Here is a 21052-nt window from a genome sequence, read left to right as displayed (position 1 = left end):
ATGGATGAATAGAATCATTTTTTATAAATTTTAAGCGTTTGAGCTACAGGTGAAAATGATTGACGGTGGATAGGGGTATAACCAAATTCAGCCAAAGCTGCCAAATGTAATTTGGTACCATATCCCATATGTTTTTCAAAACCAAATTCTGGATACTCTTTACCATAATCTATCATTAACTGATCACGATATTCCTTAGCTAAAATACTCGCAGCTGCTATCGACAAAGAACGTTGATCCCCTTTTATGATAGATTCTTGTGGTAAAGGCGAATCAATTTTCATAGCATCTAGTAATAAAAAATCTGGTTGTAACGTTAGTTTTTGAACTGATTCCAACATTGAACGTCTAGTGGCTTCATAAATATTAAACTGATCGATTTCTGCAACAGACGTTACCGTGATAGAATAAGCTAAAGCCGTTGCCTTGATTAAGTCAACAAAATAAGCTCGTTTTTCATGACTTAACTGTTTAGAATCATTCACACCCATTAAGGCATCACAATCTTCTGGTAAAATAACAGCCGCTGTCACAACTGGCCCAGCTAAAGGTCCCCGCCCCACTTCATCAATGCCGGCAATATATTGAAATCCTTGTGTTCTAAGTTTATTTTCAATACTCAAACGTTGTAAATGTTCTTCTTTAACTAATGCTTCTCGTGTTAAACGTTTTTCAAACTGTTGAATTAATTTTTGCACACCTTTACGCTCATCTTTTAATAAATCAGTCGCCTGCAATTCTTCCATTGTTTGAAATGAATCGATTAATTCTTTAATTACTTGAATGGATAAGAAATTAGTCATCAAATGACACCTCATGATACGGTGTGTCCAATGTTAATGACCCTAATTTATTTTGACGATAATCGAAAATAAAACGTTCCGCTGCCGTCATATAATCTTCTTTCAACCCCATTTTTTCTGTCATTGCGATTAAAAGATTAACGCTCGTTTCAGCTTGTACTTGTTCATCAGTTAATTTATAACGTTCAATTAAAATATTGGCATAACGATTGCGGATAATATCAATCAAAGCTAACGCAATATCATCCATATGCAGTAATTGATCTTTAATAGCACCGGTAATCGCTAATTTTTGACCGACTACAGGATCCTCAAATTTAGGCCATAAAATCCCGGGCGTATCTAATAATTCAAAATCTTTCCCCATCTTTAGCCACCGTTGTGCTTTTGTAACGCCTGGTTTATTACCGGTAATCGCTTGATTTTTACCAACAAAACGATTGATTAAAGTCGATTTACCTACGTTAGGAATCCCTAAAATCATTAAACGAATTGCACGTGGTTTAACTCCTTTGGCTTTTTGCTTTTCAAAATATGGTTGCATGATTTCATTACAAATCTTCATTAACTGTTTTAACCCCACATTATGCTGTGCATCAATCGCTACAGCAGGGAAACCTATATCTTGATAATAATCAATCCATTGTTGTGTCATTCGTTTATCTGCTAAATCAGCCTTATTTAAGACTAGTACACGCGGTTTTTGACCGACAATCTCATCAATCATTGGATTGCGACTCGATTCAGGAATGCGTGCATCGACCAATTCAATCACAATATCAACTAAGTTTAATTTTTCATTTGCTTCTCGTCTAGCTTTCGCCATATGACCCGGAAACCATTGAATATTACTCGAAGTCACATTATCATCCTTTCTACAATTATTCTCATCGATTGTACCATAAATAGGACTTGATTTATATCTGAAATTATTGCTCCAGCGATTGACTTAACTAACAAATTGTTGTCTTTATTGATTCATAGATTGTTATAAACATTCATTTGGTTGTCCTTATTATTGGTTTAGTGGTTAAAAATAGGATTAGGCAAGAAATAGAACTCAAATGATTTTATATTCGTCTGTCCACCCGCACAGTTGGGAGTGGACCAGATGTATAAAATGAAATAATTATCGCTTCGTCTGTTTACCCCCGCATAGTTGAGTAGGTCTCAAACAAGTCATTAAGACGCCGTTTGACACCACTCAACCACTACCGTTTTAATTAACGCACAATAATTTTAAGATTATTGTCAGCTACGTTTAGATGCCATTTGATACCACTCAACCACTGCGCTTTTTATTAATGAGCATTAATCTGAGTGAAATTGCCAAGTTAACGCCCATGCTGGGCGCACATGAAAAATAGCCCGAACCGAAGTTCGAGCTAATTATTCAAGCAGAGTTCAGAACCCAATCGTTCTGATGACTCACTATGTATATTTAATTAAATTAGATACTAATGGTAGCACCACGGTAGATAACGCCACGACGAGCATCTACAGTAATTAATTCACCATTAGCAATTTTGTCTAAAGCTTCTTTAGCTGAGACAATTACTGGAATACCACGTTCAATCCCCATAATAGCTGCGTGGGAAGTGATTCCGCCTTCTTCAGTAATAATTGCGCCAACTTTTTCTAATGCTGGTGCATAGTCTTTATCGGTTGTGCGAGCAACTAACACTGATCCGATGACAGCATTTTTGTTAGCTGTTTCTGCATCTTCTGCTAAAATTGCTTTACCAATAAAGTGTCCATTACCAACACCTTCACCTTTAGCTAATTGAGTTCCAATAACTTGAATTTTCATTAAGTTAGTTGTTCCAGATTCACCTACCGGTACACCTGCTGTGATAAGGATTAAGTCACCTTCTGAAACATAGTCTTTTTCTTGAACTAAAGCTGTTGCATTATCGAACATTTCATCCGTTGAAGCAGGACGTTCAATCACGTGTGCATTAACACCCCAAGTAATTGATAAGCGACGAGCTGTTTGTTCATCAAATGTAGCTGCTACGATAGTGGCATTTGGACGATATTTAGAAATCATTTGAGCTGTATGACCTGAAGAAGTTGCTGCTACAATAATTTCAATACCTAAATTACGCGCTGTATGACCAACTGCTTGTCCAATGGCTTCGGTCATGTCTGATTGATCGTAACGTTTTAAAGCAAAAGCATCTTGACCTTCTAACGCTGCTTCTGTACGAACACAAATATCAGCCATTGTGGTAACTGCTTCAACTGGGAAGTCACCTGCTGCTGTTTCACCAGATAACATTACCGCATCAGTACCATCAAAGATAGCATTTGCTACGTCCCCTGCTTCTGCACGAGTTGGACGTGGGTTACGTTGCATTGAGTCTAACATTTGAGTAGCTGTTACAACTGGTTTACCTGCTTCGTTACATTTTTTAATAATATATTTTTGAACGATTGGCACTTCATGAGTTGGGATTTCTACCCCTAAGTCACCACGTGCAACCATGATACCATCAGAAACAGCTAAGATTTCTTCGATGTTATCTACACCTTCTTGGTTTTCAATTTTAGAAATGATTTTAACTTTTGAGTCGCCTTCTTCTTCTAAAATTGCACGGATTTCCATAACGTCACTTGCACGACGTACGAAAGAAGCTGCAATAAAGTCAATTCCGTTTTGTACACCAAAACGAATATCTGATTCATCTTTATCGGTAATACCAGGTAAATTAACGGAAACATTTGGTACGTTAACACCTTTTTTAGATTTTAAAACACCAGTATTTTCAATTTTGGTTACAATTTCACCATTTTCATGGTCGATTTCTGTAACTAATAAATCAACTAAACCATCATCTAATAAAATATGATTACCAGGAGCTACATCATTGATTAAATCAGCATAAGTAACTGAGAATTTTTCAGCATTTCCTAATACTTCTGTCATTGAAATACGGATAGTATTTCCACGGACTAATTCGACGCCATTGTTTTCCATGTCATTTGTACGGATTTCTGGTCCTTTAGTATCTAAAAGGATTGCTGTATTTAATTTACCCGTTGCTTCACGCGCTGCTTTTAAAGCATTGAAACGCTCTAAATGTTCCTCATGGTTACCATGTGAAAAGTTAAAACGAGCAACGTTCATACCGGCATTTATTAATGCTTCCATTTTATCTTGTGTATTAGTTGCTGGACCTAAAGTACAAATAATTTTAGTCTTTTTCATCTATGTTTTCTCCTTTTAATTGAACTTCAAAATAATGTTAGTTGGCTTTATCAGTTAAATCTTGGTTTAATTGGTATAAATCTTGACGTACAGCATGAGATTTTTTCTCTAAAGTTTCGATAATATCGAATGTAGCGAATTGCTCACCTTTCACACCCATAAACAGACCAGCTTCACCATTAATTAAACAGTCAACCGCACGTGCACCCATTAAAGTTGCAAAAACACGGTCACGAGCACTTGGACTACCACCACGTTGAACGTGGGCTAAAGTAATACCTCGAATTGCCATACCAGGATCTACTTTTTGGAAACCATGGATAAATTCGTCAACACCCATTACACCTTCAGCTAAGATAATCATTGAATGATCTTTACCATTCGCACGACCAGAGTGGACACGTCTTACAATATCCTTCATATCAAAATCTGCTTCAGGAATCGCAATCGCATCAGCACCCGTTGCAACCCCAGCCCATACAGCAATATCTCCTGCATGACGGCCCATTACTTCCACCACAAAAGTACGGTTATGAGAAGATGCTGTATCAGATATTTTATCAATTTCATCTAAGGCGTTATTAACAGCAGAATCAAATCCAATCGTGTATTCCGTTCCAGGAATATCATTGTCAATCGTTCCAGGAATACCGATAATTGGATAACCATGTTTTTGTAATTGTAACGCTCCGGTAAAAGTACCATCGCCTCCGATTGCTACTAGAGCTTCGATACCGTTAGCTTTCATTTGTTCGATAGCTTTAAGCTGGTTTTCTTTTTCTCTGAACTCTGGGAAACGTGCTGAATATAAGAAAGTCCCACCTCGACGAATCTTATCTTGACAGTATGCAACAGTCAATTCTCTAAAGTTTCCTTCAACCAAACCTTTAAAGCCATAGTTTACTCCTACCACTTCAATGCCATGGTGAGCACCTTGTTCAACAACAGCACGAATCGCTGCGTTCATTCCTGGAGCATCGCCACCACTGGTTAAAACGGCAATACGTTTCATATAAAACTTCACCTCAATTTTTTTGTCAAGAATCACAACTCGACTCTTCATGGGTATTGTATCATTTTTTTTAATATAAGTCATGTATTTGTCAAGAAATTAAGATTTATTTTACAATTATTTTTATGTAAACATTTACAAAATCAACCTTTTTGTGAAAATGAGTTAATTTTCATAAACACTTCATAAAATCAATCAAATCGTCTTAACGAAAAGCTATATTTTGCTTGCCTAGACGGTTTTCTAATTCCTTTTGAACGCTTTGCCCAAACCCTATTCGATAGGTGTCATCTAATTGCCAAGTCTTTTTATCTTCCGTCACAAAAATAATGTTACATGGACCAGGATTTTCTGTTGCTAATTTTTTGACAAATTCAACTACTTCTTTTAGGTCAATATTAGCTGTCAGACGAATAAAACATTTGCTCATCGATTTTGACTTTTCTTCTACAGCGATATACTCGTCTACTGGTGCCAAATGATTCACAATGACTTGCATTTCGCCTCGACGGCTACGATCAACTGTCCCTTCCATATATAAGATGGCATGCGGTTGTATCAAACGACTTCTACGTATATAAACATTGGGGAATACGACTAGCGATACTTCATTTTTTCCAGTATCCGCTGTGACAAAGGCCATTTCATCCCCTTTTTTAGTTTCAATTACTCGTAAATCTTGTACAAAAATAATTGTCTTTATTTTACGTTTAATTTTCATTTGATAAAGGTTATTTAAATCGTCTAATGCCTCTAACTGTGCTTGATACTGTTCTAATGGATGTGGTGCCAGTGTAAAGCCTAAAGCCTCTTTTTCTTCTGTAGCTATTTTTGTCTGCGACCATTCTTCTTGTATGTCCACTTTTGGTTCAATCGCTTCAAATAAGTTAAGGTTTAAGCCACTATATTCGATACTTTGTAGGAAACTTGGTAAATTATAAAAAATGGTGGCACGATTATAACCAAAGCTATCAAAGGCACCCGCTCGAACTAGATTTTCAATCAATTCTTGTTTTTGCCATTTCTTCGGTAAGCGTCCTAAAAACGAAAATAAATCTTGATAATTACCCTCCAATTTACGCTCATCTAAAATATGAGTAATCATTTCACGTCGAAGGCCTTTAATACTTTCAAATCCGATTCTTAATGCATCCTCTTCAATCGTCACTCCACGAAAACTGCGATTAATATCAACCGGTAAAATTTTACCTAAACGCCTTTTTGCTTCTTCGATATAATCGACAAAACTATTTAAATTGGAACGTCCTTGATTCAAGATTGCTTGGTAAAACTCTAAGGGATAATGTGCTTTTAAGTAAGCCAACTGATAGGCCAATGTAGAATAAACAACCGCATGGGAACGGTTGAACCCGTAACTGGCAAAGGCTTCAATATAATGATAAATCTTTTGCGCTAAATCAGCTTCAATGCCACGTTCTTGGGCCCCTTCAATAAAGTGTGCCTGTTCTCTTTGCATGATATTCGCTTGTTTTTTACCCATTGCTCGACGTAAAATATCGGCTTGTCCTAAGGTAAAACCAGCTAACTGTTGACAAATCTGCATGACTTGTTCTTGATAAATGATAATGCCATAGGTTGATTTTAATATTGGTTCCAACAAAGGGTGTAAATACTCAACGGGTACTTGTTGTTTTTTACGTTTGATATATTCATCAATTTGTTGCATCGGACCCGGTCTAAATAAGGCATTGACGGCGACTATATCTTCAAATTCACTTGGTTGTAAATTACGTAAGACATTTTTAATCCCTTCCGACTCAAATTGAAAAACGCCATTAGTATCGGCCGTTTTGAATAAAGCCAACGTTGCTTCGTCATTCATCGGAAATTGATAAACATCTAATGTTTGACCATGTGTTCGCTTAATATTTAATAAAATATCGTCAAGCAGCGATAAATTTCTTAATCCCAGGATGTCCATTTTTAAGAGACCAACTTTTTCAACATGATGCATCGTTAATTGCGATAACAACATTTGGTTAGATCGTTCCATAACTGGTATTATTTGTTCAAGTGGTTCATCATGAATAATAACTCCTGCTGCGTGGGTTGACATATGACGTGGTAATCCTTCTAATGTTAAAGCAACTTGAAAAATGGCACGATTTTGATCATTCATTTGTACAATTTCTCGTAATTTAGCGGAGATGGTATAGGCGCGTTCTAACGTTATATTTAATTCCGTCGGTATTGAACGAGACCATTGACTCATCTCTTGAGTTGACGCACCTAATACTCTTAAAGTATCCCGCACTGCTTGTTTGGCGCCAAATGTTCCCAGTGTCCCAATTTGAGCCACTTGAGAATGACCATAATGTTCTTCAATGTGTTTTAATACTAAATCACGTTTGTTATCAGGAATATCCAGATCGATATCCGGCATATTATAGCGTTCAGGATTAAGGAAACGTTCAAATAGTAAATCGTACTGCAAAGGATCAACAAAGGTAATGCCTAATAAATAACTGACCAATGCGCCTGCTGCGGAACCTCGCCCAGGACCTACCCGTATATTATTTTTCTGGCAAAAATCCATAATTTCCCATACGATTAAAAAATAATCACTAAATCCCATCTGCGATATAATGGATAATTCATAATGAGCACGATCGACATAAGCCTGGTTTTCAAAGAGACCTTTTTCCTTCATCGAATCTTCTACTAAAGTTTTTAAATATGCATCCGCATCATACCCATCTGGTACTTTAAATTTCGGTAAGAAGGCCTGTTCAAGCGGAATATCAAATTGAAGTTGATTGATTAATTGCTGAGTATTTTCCATGACAAACGGTATTTTCGCTAATTGATACATGGTTCTTAATTCGTCTAACGGATATAGAAAATGATGTCCTTTCATCTCTCTTAATGACAATTCTATCGTTTCGGCTTGATCGATGGCTTCCAATACTTTCAAACTAAATAAATCTTTGGCTTCTAATGTATTTACTTTTTGGTTAGCTACCATTGTCAAATGATGTGACTGAGCAAATTTAGTATATAATGCCACATCTTTTGGGTTATAAGGATAGGCAGCAATGCCAAAATAAACATCCTCATATCCGATTATTTCACGCCACAAACGGACTACTTTTTCAGCAGAGGCATAATCGCCCGCCAATAATAGCTCTTCTAATTCTGATTCACTACCAGTCGAAATTAGCACTAAATTTTCGGTATGCTCTTTTAAAAAACTCCATGGTTCATGGAGTCCTAAATTTTCTTGTGACAATTTTTTTGATAAGGCAATCAGTTCTTGATAACCATGGTAATTTTTAGCATATAAAAGCACTTTGTATTCTCGATCTTGTCGTATTAATCCATGAGTTTTCATGATCATACCAATCATAGGGGTTAAATCCTGCGCTTTTGCTACTTGATAAAATTCAACAACGCCAATTAAACTATTAATATCGGCAATACCGATTTGTTGATAACCATATTGTTTGGCTTGTTGAACATACTGGTCAAGACGCAAAGTACTTTGTAATAATGAATAAGCTGTTTGTACATTTAATAACATTGCCCTCCTCCTTTCTTTTAACACTTTAAGTCTATTATACTATACTATGATAAGGAGCAAAACTGAATAATTTTTTACGAATCGACAAATTATCATAGAAAGACTACCCGTTTTTCATTAATTATGTTACACTAAATCTGAAAGAAGGTTGTTATATTATGAAATATATCGTCACGCTAGTTTGGGCCTTTATTCTAGGTCAAGTTGCTTATTATTTAGGAAGCCAATTAACAACTGCCGCCTACGACTTTAAAAGTGCTTCAATATTAGGTATTGTTATTGCGATTACTGTTTTCGTTATTGCTCCGATTTTAAAACAAGAACCCCAACATGATCATTAATCAAAATAAACTAATGAACAGAGTGTCGTCAGTAAATGGCTTGACACTTAATGCTTCATTAGTTTTTTTATTTTTAAAAATGGATGAAGTGATATAACCGTGAAATTAAATTGGCGCCTTTTGACGGGCTGGGCTATAAGTCTGTTTGATGAGATATACGAAATTTAATATCAAATGAATGCCATTAAAAAGCGTTACTGTGAAACCTTTAGTTAGATTAGCGCCTTTTGAGATAACATGAGTCTGTCTGCAGATCAATACTGCGAACCCATTAACCTTTAGATACCCATTAATCAAAGAATAAATAAAAATGGAAATCAGTTAATCAGCCTATCGTCTCTTAATACTATCTTAACTTTTTTTAATATTCAACAGTAGTATACATGAACTAGTGATGTCTTCTCTTGTTAATCTATTTAGCCTTTCAGATAAACAAAAACCTTATAGTCTAGCGACTCCAATAGGAATCATTGCTTGACTATAAGGTTATTTTTATTTATTAAGCATTAAAATCAACACGTTTACTAATCGCATACATCACAGGGATTCCTAATAACATGACGACTAATTCACTGATAAATAACGAACCGTAAACTGGCCAAAATGCAGCTTCAGCGCCCACCATTACTAACATAATCGCAATGGTAATACATCCTGCGGCAAAGACTACAGCCATCGCTAAATATCTTAAAAACATCGGATCATATTTAAAGAATTGGTGTTTTTCATTTAATGATACTAACCAATTTCCTACCCAACGACCAATAAACATCGAAGCTAATGTTGTTAAACTTCCGATTACCATATCAACTGGGCCATATTGATAAAAGTTTGCTAAAAAGACGCCCAACGTTACAGCATAAATATAACGACGATTATAAAGTCCTAAGAAATTTAACATTTCTGAAATTCTAAATTGAACTGGACCATAAGCGACTGGTGCAACTAATAAGGTTAAGACCATATAGAGAGACACGACTATAGCGGATTTTACCAAATCCATGGTGCGACTTTGCGCAGTATAACTTTGATGATTCATTTTTGATTCTCCTTTGTAGGCTGTCATCTTAGCCTAGTAATAACGATGACCAAAGGATGCAGAAGATATTCCTTCCGTCGAAGTGTCATCGTGTTGTTTATTAACAACTCTGTTATTTTATCGTATTAACCAACCACCGTCAAGTGGAAGAACAACGCCTTGCATATAATCAGCTGCATCGCTCGCTAAAAACAATGTTAATTCGGCTACTTCTTCCGGTTGAGCCCAACGTTTAACTGGTGTTTGATCCGCTACCCAATTTGCCATTGGCTCTTCACCAATAAAATCATTCGCATTCATAGGTGTTTGAATAGCGCCAGGTGCGATCGCATTGACTCTTAGACCACGTTCAGCATAATCATAGGCTAACTGTTTCGTGAGTCCTGCAATCGCATGTTTAGCGGCTGTATAAGCAACTCCACCACCACCAGCAGTTAAGCTCGCTATAGAAGCCATATTGATAATACGCGAGGTTGGATTTTTTAATAAATATGGTAAAGAATACTTCGCCATTAAAAATTGAGAAGTCAGATTATTCGCAAGTATCTGTTGCCACTGACTGAAGCTCGTTTGTTCAATTGTTTGATAATTATCTAGCATTCCTGCCGTATTACAAAGTACTTGTAATTGCCCATATTTTTGATTTAAAACCTCAAAAACTTCCTTAACGTGTGCTTCGTCGGTTAAATCTTTTTTGATAAAAATTAAACGGTCTGTTTCTGATAGATTATCTGGATAGGATACTTTGTCGACCGCTAAAACTTGGTGCCCCGCTTTTAAAAAAGCTTGGACTTGTGCATAACCAATGCCAGAACTAGCACCTGTCACGATAACCGTCATTTGCTGTGGCAAAAAGTGTTCTCGCTTAACTTTAGGACTAGTCATTGACAATCATCCAATCCTCTGCCAAAATGTCGCAGACTGTTGGTTGAAACATGCTATATCCTTCACCTTTTACCATAATGACAAAATAAGGGGTCATGGTAACACCTTCAATGGTAGTTTCTGGAATATATTTTACATATTCTTCATAACCGCCCCAACCTTTACGAATAATTTTAGCTCCTTTTTTTAATTCTGGTAAGATTGCTTCAAATGTCATGATTAATAACTCCTTTTTGATAATTTATTTTATTGATTAATAATATACATCGTACTCATGAATCGTTTATTGTTAGTCATGCTGTGTAATATTACTTAGATTAGCCTAATTTTTTGATAGAATCTGTATTTTAAATCTACAGGCTCAACCCTTATAAAAGAGCATCGTACTCTTGGCCAATCATTTTTTAACCCATTGAATGGGATGCTTATCCAATATTTGATTAATTTTGCTAAAGGGTTTTGAACCAAAAAATCCGCGATAAGCTGATAAAGGACTTGGATGAGGTGCCTCTAAAATATAATGTTGTGGATTCGTAATCAACGCCCGTTTCTTTTGAGCTGGTTTACCCCACAATACAAAAATGATAGGCTGTGATTGTTGATTTAATCGTTGAATCACGAGATCCGTTAAGGATTGCCAACCAATATTTTTATGGGAATTAGCTTGATGTGCTCTTACAGTCAATGAGGTGTTAAGCAATAAAACGCCTTGTGTAGCCCAATAGCTTAAATCACCCGACAATGGAGGCTCAACGCCTAAATCATCGGCTAGCTCTTGAAAAATATTTCTCAATGAAGGTGGTAACTTCATACCATCAGGGACTGAAAAAGCTAATCCTTGCGCTTGACCATCATCATGATAAGGGTCTTGTCCAAGAATCACTACTCTTACTTGATTTAATGGTGTCAGCTTAAACGCATGAAAGATTTGCTCATATTGAGGAAATACTTGATTCGTTTGATACTCCAAATCAACCTCTTTTTTTAATTGGATGCCGGCTGGTGTATTAAAATAACCGGCAAAAAAATCATTCCAGTTACTAGCATCATTACAATTATTCATTAAAAACTCCATCTATAAAATATTTAGGTTGTTAAAGGTAACCTATCATCCTTTTCAAAACACTCTTGAAAATGTAATCAGCATTAAAATCTTATGATGTTCACTGCGTCATATAGTTTATCAAACTACAGGGAAATTGTAAAAGTATCTCAATTAAATTTAATCATTTGATTAATTAATGCCTCATCGAAGGTTTGTATGAAAATTTTGTATGGCATAACATGAACATTGGCCTTGATATCGATTGATAAAGTAAAAATCACTCCTTACATTTCATCAAATTAAAATCTGTCTAGTTAGCTTACTACAGTATGTTACGATAATCCTCATTCGAGTAGGCTATGTTTAATACTTAATAAACCCGTATTGGTTATTATCAAGAGTAAAAATTTTAACGAAACAAAAAAGAACTTTCCCCTGTTAAATAGACTTAAATTTTAAAGTCTTACTTTAACAGGAGCAGTTCAATTTAGAAAACTACCTAATACTTTATTCGTATTTCATAACCGATATCGTAATTTACTGGAACAAAGCAGTTTAATTTAAAGTTTTTTGCTGGCATTTTAATCTAATAGTATTTGCACAGGCTCACTTAAAATAATATTATTATAGGCTAGTATTTGGGCTGAATAAAAGATTAAAGTTTCTCCTGACGACAAAGGTGTCGTTAAATTAATCTGAAATAGTCCCTTTTCATCAGTTTCTGTCTGTAGAAAAGTAACTTTTTCTGCTATCACTCTCTTAAACACGATTAATGTATTGGAAGCCGCTTTTCCTTTCACTTGCATACTAGCTTGTTGCACAGGTTCAATTGTTGGTATTGTAGGTTGATTTGGATTGGGGACAATCTCTTGGATAATTCCTTGTTCAGACATATTGTCAGCTAAATCCACACTAAATACCGAAATGATATCTTCCTCTTCTATTGGTGTCGATAATTCTAAGTAAAAATAACCCGTCGCATCTGTAGGAATAATGACCGGTGGTTTGGTCGTTGAACGCAGTAATACTAAAGTATTGGCCTCACTATAGCCAGTGATGACCATTTGTCCCGCAACTAAATGTTGTTCTAATGTCGGGGCATTGGGAGCTTGCGTATCGGTTACACTCGTCTCCATTGTAATGGGAATCGTTTCAATGAGTACTTGATTCGCATCATAGATATTGATTTGAAATTGTTCCGCACTTGCTAATTTCCACGGTAGTTCAATATAAAAATACCCCATCTCATCAAAAGTAGCTTGATAAGCTTGACCATTAGACATTATCGCTTCAATGATATATCCTTCGCCAAATCCTGTTAAAAAAATATCGCCGACATTTGTTTTTGAAAATTCAACATTCGTTTTAGTGGTTACAATGGCTGTCAATTGAGTCGTCTGCGATGTCGGTTCTGGAGCGGATGAATATAGCGACTCTTGTATTTGCTCATTGGTTGCATTAGAAGTACTCGTGACCGTTATAGAATGTAATAACGACTCGTCAATCACAACATCGGGGCCAAATAAAATGTCTTTATTAAAATTAAATTGTCCATTGTGATCAGCTACACCATCAAATGTATACAATTGTTGATCAATCGAAATATCAATTTTTAATTTTGCTAAAGGAGACGTTGTACCCGTAATAACAAATTGATTCAAATCAAAAGGCTGTACTTCTAAGAGATGGCTTGTACTAAAATCGATAGTTGTCTGTTCTGTCACAATTTCAGACGTTTCAGTCGATTCTTCTGCATTGGCAATCAATTCCATCGTATTGTTATAGCTTATTAAAAGAACACTTAATAATAAAATAAATTTTTTAATGGAAAACGTCTCCTTTCTTAAAAAAATCTTAAGTATAAATTTATTATATGACTTTTGTTATCCGTTTTCAATGGTTTTATTCGAAATATTCCTTTGTACTAACTACAATGATACGCGAATAGTTTAAATGACGAACATGTGAGATATAATTAGAACAAAGCCAAACCTTTGTCATACTTACTGTTCACGCCCTACCGATTCGTAAGTTAGTACAATATCACTATCATAGACACTTAATTTTTTGTGTCTTCTAACTACTAGAAAACCACAAAACCGGAAATAAGCAAGAGGGAGTGGACCAGAAGTAGAAAATTAAATAATTTTCACTTCGTTTGTCCACCCCCCATACGCTGGAGTAGGTATCAAACTACTCTTTAAGACGCCGTTTGAGGCCACTCAACCACTGCCCTTTTAGTTAATGAACAATATCTTGACTAAATTTATCAAGTTTATGCCCAGCTTTCCTCTGCCAACGCCCGTACAATGGAGTAGGTATCAAACTACTCTTTTGACTAGCCTTTGAATTGACACAAATCGTATCTTAGCTTCATTCAGTGAAATGAATCCTGATTACAATCCCTATCCCTATCTTTAGAGTAAGTGCTTCATTGAGTAACGATGACTTCTTACCTCTCGCTCACTCAATAAAAAATGTTCAACGTATCTATTCTAATTAAGATGTCTTCATTAAAATAATATAACTTCTCATTGTTTATGATGCGTTATTCATGGATTGCAACTGGTACATTTGATAATAAGTACCTTGTAAAGCAATTAATTCATCATGGGTACCACGTTCAATAATACGGCCTTTATCTAAGACTAATATTTCATTTGCATCTTTAATGGTACTCAAACGGTGAGCAATCGCAATTGTCGTTCGTCCTTGTCGCATCTTTTGTAAACTATTTTGAATATACGTTTCCGTTTCAGTATCAATATTCGCTGTTGCCTCATCAAGTATTAAAAGTTTTGGATGACGTGCCATCGTTCTAGCAAAGGAAATTAATTGTTTTTGACCACTAGAATAACTTGCACCCCGTTCAATCACTTTCTTATGATAGCCTTTAGGATCTGTTTCGATAAAGGTATCAGCATTAACAAATCGCGCCGCCTCTTTAATTTCTTCATCACTTATGGAGGTATCTAATAAACGAATATTACGCGCTACATCTCCATAAAATAAAAATGAATCTTGCAATACTAATCCTACTTGCTCTCTTAATCGTTCGTAACTAAACTCCCTTAAACTATGGCCATCAATTAACACATCACCGGCATGGTACTCATAAAATCGCATCAACACATTGATAATAGAACTTTTACCACTACCTGTATGTCCTACTAAAGCAACTGTTTCCCCTGGATTAACCGTAAAAGTAATATCCTTTAAGACATCTTGTTTGCCATCATATGAAAAAGAAACATTTTTAAATTCAACTTTTGCCTGATCAATCGTTGCTTCATCATTCACTAATTGTTCAGGTACTAACTCTGTATGATTCATGACACGCAAAATACGTGAACTTGAAACCACTCCGTCTTGCATTTGGCTCAAGCTTTCCATCATCATGCCCATTGGTCTGAAAAAGGTCGTACTATATTGAGTGAAGGCATAAACAATCCCCACTTCAATCGCTCCATCAAAAAATTGATTTCCTAAAACATAAAAGACAATAGCTAATGATATTGATTCTAATAACGCAATAAAAGGATTCAGCATTAATGCATGCATTGAAATCATTTTGCGACGTCCTCTATACTGTTCTTCGTTATCAATATCAAACTCATCAATCATCCGTTGTTCTTGTCTAAAATGTTGAACTACTGACATTCCCGTAATATTTTCATTCAATTTAGTATTTAATCGACTTAAATTTTCTCGTAAAGTACGATAAACGCGTGAACTATAAGATTGATAATACCAAATAACAGCTAACATGATCGGTAAGAAACCTAAGAATATTAAGGCCATCTTCGGATTTAATAAAAACATTCCTACAAAAACAGATGTAGCGGTGACAATGCCTTCAAATAATGAGAAGAATACCACCCAAAAATCTTTTAATGTTTCGGTATCATTCGTAATTCTTGAGACAATGGAACCTGCTGGTGTTTGATCAAAATAACGCATTCCTAAGCCATTAATTTTGCGAAAGATTTTATTTCGTATCGATTCTACTGTCTTTTCAGAAGCCATACTAAATAAAAAAGAAGAATAGTAATTACTAATTGCTTGTATGACAATCAACACTAAGTAAATTAAAGCAAATAATAAAGCTGTTTGTAAGGTACCACTAGCATTTCCTAAATACTTATCGATATATGTTTGAATAACACGCGGCATTATGACGGTCACGATAGATGATACTGCACTAAAGAGCATCGCTAAGATAAATTGTCCTTTAAATTCTAGGGCGAACGCCATGATACGACGAGAAACATCAATTTGTTCTTTTACGGGCATTTTTCTAGCCCAATCCGATTTATAAGTTTCTTGTGCACTCATTCTGTCACCTCTTTCGACCATTCTTGTTCTAATTGTTGACGGTCAAACATTTCTTTATACCATCCACCTAAATTAATTAATTCATCATGTGTGCCACGTTCTGAAATCGTTCCATTATCAATGACAATAATTTCATCGGCATGCATCACACTACTAATACGATGAGCTGAAATAATCGTCGATTTATTTTGACGGTTGGCTTTTATTGCATTTAAAATTTCTTCTTCGGTCCGAGCATCAACCGCAGATAATGAATCATCTAAAATAAGTAATTCTGGGTTCATCATCATCGCTCTGGCCATTGAAATACGTTGTTTTTGACCACCAGACAGTGCTACTCCCCGTTCACCAACTAATGTATCATAACCATTGGTAAACCCTTCAATATCATCATGAACACTGGTCAATTTGGCTGCTGCTTCAACGTCCTCTTGGGCCGCTTGCGGATCCGCAAATCGGATATTATCACGAACAGTAGTTGAAAAAAGAAAATTATCTTGTGGAACAAAGCCGATGTTGGTTAATAAAGAATTTAATGAATAATCTTTAATATCATTTCCATTTAAACTAATCTTACCATCATATTGATCATAGTCTCGCATTAACAATTTGAATATCGAAGATTTACCGGCACCAGTTTTCCCTACAATCCCTAATGTTTGTCCTTGTTTAAGGGTAAATTGGACATTCTCTAATGTCGGTTCTTGATCACCTGGATAGGTAAATTGATTAATATTAAATTCAATATCACCGGTAACAGGTGCTGTTATAGCATCCGCCGCTTCGACAATATGAGTTTTATTTTTTAATAAATTCTCAATCCGATTGTAGCTAACCGCTCCACGTTCTAATGTATTAAATAAGCGTCCAATCGCAATCATCGGCCATCCCATGCGGGTAACATAATTTAGAAATGCTACTAATAAACCAACTGTTAATTCCCCTTTAGAAACTAAATAGCCTCCATAGAACACTGAAATAACCGATGATAAGCCCATCACTGCTTGAATACTGGGTCTAAACAAAGCATCATAACGATAGGCATTGCGGTTTTTTTCAACCACTTTTTTGGTGTGAGCTTCAAAATCTGCAATATCTCGCTCTTCTTCACCAAAAGTCTTAATGACTTTCATGCCACTCATACTTTCTTGAACTTTATCATTCATGGTTGAAAAGGCTTCTTGTGCATGTCTGAAATGATAATGAACCTTTTTCCCATTAAAACGGATAATAACCGCCAATAATGGGAGTGGTAAAATAGCCGCTAAACTCAAGCGCCAATCGACTGCAAAAAACATCATGAAGATAGTCATTAAACCTTGAGAAATAGAATCAAATAAAGTTAAGATTCCGCCGCCTGCAACCATTCGTACCGTGGTAACATCAACCGTTGCATGGGCCATTAAATCACCGGTACGGTGTTCTTGAAAGAAAATCGAATCCATCTTAGTAAAATGAACAAATAAACGACGACGTAATATTTTTTCTAATTTAGCACCTGTTCCAAAAATATTCATTCGCCAAAAATAGCGCATAATATACTGGGCAACAGCAATAGCTAATAGTATGGCAATCCAAATCCACAATTGTTTGGCTGTTAATGTTTTGGCTGTCATCCCATCAATAATCGCTGCAATGACCATTGGTACTAGCGTCGCTAAAATACTCACTAAAAATAGCAGTGAGACACCGATAATGTATTGCTTCTTCTCTTGTTTAAAAAACCATCCTAATCTTGAAAATATCTCCAAAATACCACTCTCCTTATATCAATAATTAGTTTACCATTAAAATTTGATAAGTCAATCATTTAACACTGTTAAGTTCTATCACGAAAATCGATTTTTCGTCAGCTTTTCAGTCAATGATACTCGTCTATCCCTAAATAAAAAAAGGAGTGGTTAAAGTAAAAAATCACTGGATTTTCACTTTTTATACCACTCTTACAAGTTTCGTTATTTAATAGCGAACATATCGTGCTAGGCATCAAGTCAGTCAAATGCTTTGCCTGTTAACAGTTTATTGGCCTCAAACGAGTCATTAAGATATCGTTTGAGTCGTACTCACTGCTTCGGTCTGGGGCAAACACAGCCAAAATCAATTGCTATGCTATTTCTTGCCCACTCCCGATTTTTAGGAGTTTTTAACGATTTTCAGCCATTTGAATTAATTTATTCACTTCAAAAGCCGTTAAATCGCGTGAGTCGCCAGGTTGTAAACCTTTTAAGTCTAAAAAGGCATAGCGTTCACGTTTTAACTTCATTACCGGATGTCCGACTGCTTCAAACATTCGTTTTACTTGGTGATTCCATCCTTCATGAATCGTTAATTGTACAATTGCTGTATTATTATCTTTATTAAAATTTATTAATTCTGCTCTGGCTTTACTGGTTTTCTTACCATCAATAACGATGCCGCGTTCTAAACGTCTTAGCGCTTGAATATCCGGTATCCCATTGACTTTCGCAATATAGACTTTATCCATTTGCGAACTTGGATGCATCATTAAATTCGCAAAGTCACCATTATTGGTTAATAATAGTAAACCCGTTGTGTCATAGTCTAATCGTCCTACAGGATAAATCCGTTCCTCAATTTGTGGTAATAAATCTACTACCACTGGACGACCTTTGTCGTCACTAACCGCACTAATATAAGATTTAGGTTTATACATTAAAATATACACTGGGTGTTCACGGTAAATCGGCACGCCATCGACTTCAATTTTATCATTGGCCGATACCTTGAATCCTAATTCAGTGACAACTGTGCCATTAACCGTTACGCGTCCTTCATGAATAATACTTTCACATTTACGGCGACTCTCTACCCCTGCATGCGCCATTACTTTTTGTAGTCTTTCCATTAATCTGACTCCTCTTCGTCAAAATATTCAATTTCCCATTGTTTGGTTGAAAATAATGATTCATTAACCGGTTGACCATGCAAGGCCAGTGGTTCAATTTCCGGTAAATCTTCTAAAGTGGTTAACCCGAAATAATCCATAAAATAATCCGTCGTGCCATATAAAACTGGACGGCCTGGTGCTTCTACACGTCCCACTTCTTTAATTAAATCTCTTAACAACAATCGTTGTAACATACCACTGGATTGTACGCCACGAATCTCGTCAATCCCCATTCGGGTAATCGGTTGACGATAGGCGATAATGGCTAAGGTCTCGATAGCTGCTCTTGAAAGTTGTTGCGTTAGTGGTGACTGGGCAAATTTTTCAACATCTAATTCGAGTTCTTGCTTGGTAATTAAGCGATAGTGCTGATTAAAGTTTACCAATTCAATCGGCGACTGCGCATCATGTTGTAAGTCCAATGATAATTGTTGTAGTGCATTGGTCACATCCGTTAAAGGAACTTCCAAAGCGTTAGCAAGTTGCTCTCTCGTTACCCCTTCATTGCCAGCAACAAATAAGATGCCATGAATTCTTTTAATCAATGGTTCCAAAAAATTCCTCCTATTGTGCAACTGCCTTAATCGTAATCGGGGCGAGTGCTTCTTCTTGGTAAAAGACAATCGATTGCTTTCTCACCATTTCCAGTACTGCCATAAAAGTTGTAATAATTTCATGGCGCGAATGGGAATTTAAAAGTGATGAAAAATTAATTTTTTCCCTATGAGTTTGAATGATAGTACGTATTTCAGCAATTTTCTGTTCTACCGTTAGCGGATCGTGTTCAATTTGTCTTTCTTTTGGTGCTCGTGCTAATTCACGTTGTAAAGCTAATGAAAAAGCATCCGCTATTTGTGCTAAGGATATTTCATTTTCTGGTAAAGGAATTGCGCTTTGATATTTTGATAAATCTTCCGCCGGTCGCGTAAATAAATGAGAACGATTGGCTTCTTTAATTTCTAAGGCAGTGGCCACTTGCTGAAATTGTTGATACATTAAGAGTTGTTGTACTAAGATTTCCCTAGGGTCACCTTCATATTCACTATCGATGTCTTCTATCGGCTCAATCGGTAACAACATCCGCGACTTAATTTCTAATAAAGTAGCAGCCATTACTAAATATTCTCCGGCAATATCTAATTCCAATTCTTGCATACTTTTAATATAGGCAATATATTGTTCCGTAATTTCGGTCATTGGAATATCATTGATATCGACTTTTAATTCTTTAATTAAATGCAAAAGCAAATCGAAAGGACCTTGAAATGCTTCTAACTCTAGTTTCAGTATTTCTTTGGTCATCTCGATTTACTCCTCTAACTTACTATTCTTGATTTTCCTCACGATATCTAATCGACCAATTTTTAACGATTTCACTCATCAAAATCGATCCCTGAATCGATGCTTCAGGATATAAGTCTCTTAATTCGACATACATTTGATAGCCCAATCCTTCTGTTCGATAAGACGGTAATAAGGCAGCACGATGAATGGAAATTGCCATTTCAATCTCCTCAGATACGTTTTTATTAATTTCAACTACCAAAACTCCGATGTAGTTGTCTGAGTCTTCTCCTTTATATAGAAAAATCTCATAATTAGGATTTTCTTTAATCGCTTCAATGATTTCATGCTGCTCTGCCGATGTCATTGAATCATCAAATGTATATGATAATAATCCCCATACTATTTTTTCATTTTTATTTTTTGAACGTATAAGCATGTAATGCCTCTTTCCATAATTTTGAAGCACAAATGACCTTTTTAAAAGAGTCCTGTTCATTTGAACTTCGTTTTTGTTAATTTAAATTGCTATTGATTCATTGTCTGAGAATCCCTCAGGTCTTACTATTGAACTCTTAATCACCGAAATATACTAACATTAAAAGACGAAAAATGCAAATCTTTCCTAAGAACAGATAGTGTCAAATT

General features: G+C 35.8%; 17 protein-coding genes. 1 reads left to right on the top strand and 16 read right to left on the bottom strand.

Features of this window, described 5'->3' with window-relative positions:
- Positions 1-14: 14 nt before the first annotated feature.
- The 5 genes from rnhB to GSA01S_RS01315 all read right to left on the bottom strand — a co-directional run bounded on the left by rnhB (position 15) and on the right by GSA01S_RS01315 (position 8567).
- The gene (rnhB, locus tag GSA01S_RS01335) at positions 15-803 is read right to left on the bottom strand and encodes a ribonuclease HII (RefSeq protein ID WP_066124073.1); all 789 of its coding nucleotides are present in this window, start codon (positions 801-803) and stop codon (positions 15-17) included.
- Positions 796-1665 (bottom strand): ribosome biogenesis GTPase YlqF, encoded by an 870-nt coding sequence (gene ylqF, locus GSA01S_RS01330; protein WP_257876989.1) that lies wholly within the window; start codon positions 1663-1665, stop codon positions 796-798. The genes rnhB and ylqF overlap by 8 nt, the downstream gene beginning before the upstream one ends.
- Before the next feature lie 588 nt (positions 1666-2253).
- Entirely contained in the window at positions 2254-4014 is a 1761-nt protein-coding gene (gene pyk / locus GSA01S_RS01325) for a pyruvate kinase (protein WP_066124069.1), read from the bottom strand.
- Between the two features lie 37 nt (positions 4015-4051).
- Positions 4052-5026, bottom strand: coding sequence for a 6-phosphofructokinase (pfkA, locus tag GSA01S_RS01320; RefSeq protein ID WP_066124066.1), 975 nt, complete (start codon positions 5024-5026; stop codon positions 4052-4054).
- Positions 5027-5231: 205 nt separating this feature from the next.
- Positions 5232-8567, bottom strand: coding sequence for a DNA polymerase III subunit alpha (locus tag GSA01S_RS01315; protein WP_066124063.1), 3336 nt, complete (start codon positions 8565-8567; stop codon positions 5232-5234).
- A gap of 158 nt (positions 8568-8725) precedes the next feature.
- On the opposite strand from GSA01S_RS01315, the gene GSA01S_RS01310 reads away from it, so the two are divergent.
- The gene (locus GSA01S_RS01310) at positions 8726-8908 is read left to right on the top strand and encodes a YjzD family protein (protein ID WP_066124060.1); all 183 of its coding nucleotides are present in this window, start codon (positions 8726-8728) and stop codon (positions 8906-8908) included.
- A 499-nt stretch (positions 8909-9407) separates the two neighbouring features.
- Here GSA01S_RS01310 and GSA01S_RS01305 read toward each other — a convergent pair whose 3' ends face one another.
- The 11 genes from GSA01S_RS01305 to GSA01S_RS01255 all read right to left on the bottom strand — a co-directional run bounded on the left by GSA01S_RS01305 (position 9408) and on the right by GSA01S_RS01255 (position 20843).
- Positions 9408-9947 carry a QueT transporter family protein gene (locus tag GSA01S_RS01305; protein ID WP_066124058.1) on the bottom strand — a complete coding sequence of 180 codons (540 nt, stop codon included), beginning with the start codon at positions 9945-9947 and terminating at the stop codon, positions 9408-9410.
- Positions 9948-10064: 117 nt separating this feature from the next.
- Positions 10065-10832, bottom strand: a complete 768-nt coding sequence (locus GSA01S_RS01300) for a 3-oxoacyl-ACP reductase (RefSeq protein WP_066124055.1) — start codon at positions 10830-10832, stop codon at positions 10065-10067.
- Entirely contained in the window at positions 10825-11049 is a 225-nt protein-coding gene (locus GSA01S_RS01295; RefSeq protein WP_066124049.1) for a DUF2829 domain-containing protein, read from the bottom strand. Before GSA01S_RS01295 ends, GSA01S_RS01300 begins: the two co-directional genes overlap by 8 nt.
- A 180-nt stretch (positions 11050-11229) precedes the next feature.
- Positions 11230-11895: a uracil-DNA glycosylase gene (locus GSA01S_RS01290; RefSeq protein ID WP_066124044.1), complete on the bottom strand. Its 666-nt coding sequence runs from the start codon at positions 11893-11895 to the stop codon at positions 11230-11232.
- Positions 11896-12458: 563 nt separating this feature from the next.
- On the bottom strand, positions 12459-13649 hold the full coding sequence (locus tag GSA01S_RS01285; protein WP_066124040.1) for a hypothetical protein: 1191 nt from the start codon (positions 13647-13649) through the stop codon (positions 12459-12461).
- A 766-nt stretch (positions 13650-14415) separates the two neighbouring features.
- A complete protein-coding gene (locus GSA01S_RS01280; protein ID WP_066124036.1) occupies positions 14416-16212 on the bottom strand; it encodes an ABC transporter ATP-binding protein in 1797 nt (598 codons plus the stop codon).
- Positions 16209-17963, bottom strand: coding sequence for an ABC transporter ATP-binding protein (locus GSA01S_RS01275; protein WP_066124034.1), 1755 nt, complete (start codon positions 17961-17963; stop codon positions 16209-16211). Before GSA01S_RS01275 ends, GSA01S_RS01280 begins: the two co-directional genes overlap by 4 nt.
- A gap of 392 nt (positions 17964-18355) precedes the next feature.
- The gene (locus GSA01S_RS01270; protein ID WP_066124031.1) at positions 18356-19078 is read right to left on the bottom strand and encodes a pseudouridine synthase; all 723 of its coding nucleotides are present in this window, start codon (positions 19076-19078) and stop codon (positions 18356-18358) included.
- Complete coding sequence (gene scpB / locus GSA01S_RS01265) at positions 19078-19674, bottom strand: SMC-Scp complex subunit ScpB (RefSeq protein ID WP_245631241.1); 597 nt, start codon at positions 19672-19674, stop codon at positions 19078-19080. Before scpB ends, GSA01S_RS01270 begins: the two co-directional genes overlap by 1 nt.
- A gap of 10 nt (positions 19675-19684) precedes the next feature.
- Positions 19685-20422, bottom strand: a complete 738-nt coding sequence (locus GSA01S_RS01260; RefSeq protein WP_066124028.1) for a segregation and condensation protein A — start codon at positions 20420-20422, stop codon at positions 19685-19687.
- Positions 20423-20444: 22 nt separating this feature from the next.
- Positions 20445-20843 carry a hypothetical protein gene (locus GSA01S_RS01255; RefSeq protein ID WP_066124025.1) on the bottom strand — a complete coding sequence of 133 codons (399 nt, stop codon included), beginning with the start codon at positions 20841-20843 and terminating at the stop codon, positions 20445-20447.
- Positions 20844-21052 lie beyond the last annotated feature (209 nt).

It is taken from the genome of Globicatella sanguinis NBRC 15551 (assembly GCF_001552295.1).
Taxonomy (GTDB): Bacteria; Bacillota; Bacilli; order Lactobacillales; family Aerococcaceae; genus Globicatella; species Globicatella sanguinis.
This window is presented reverse-complemented; position numbering and strand designations above follow the sequence as displayed.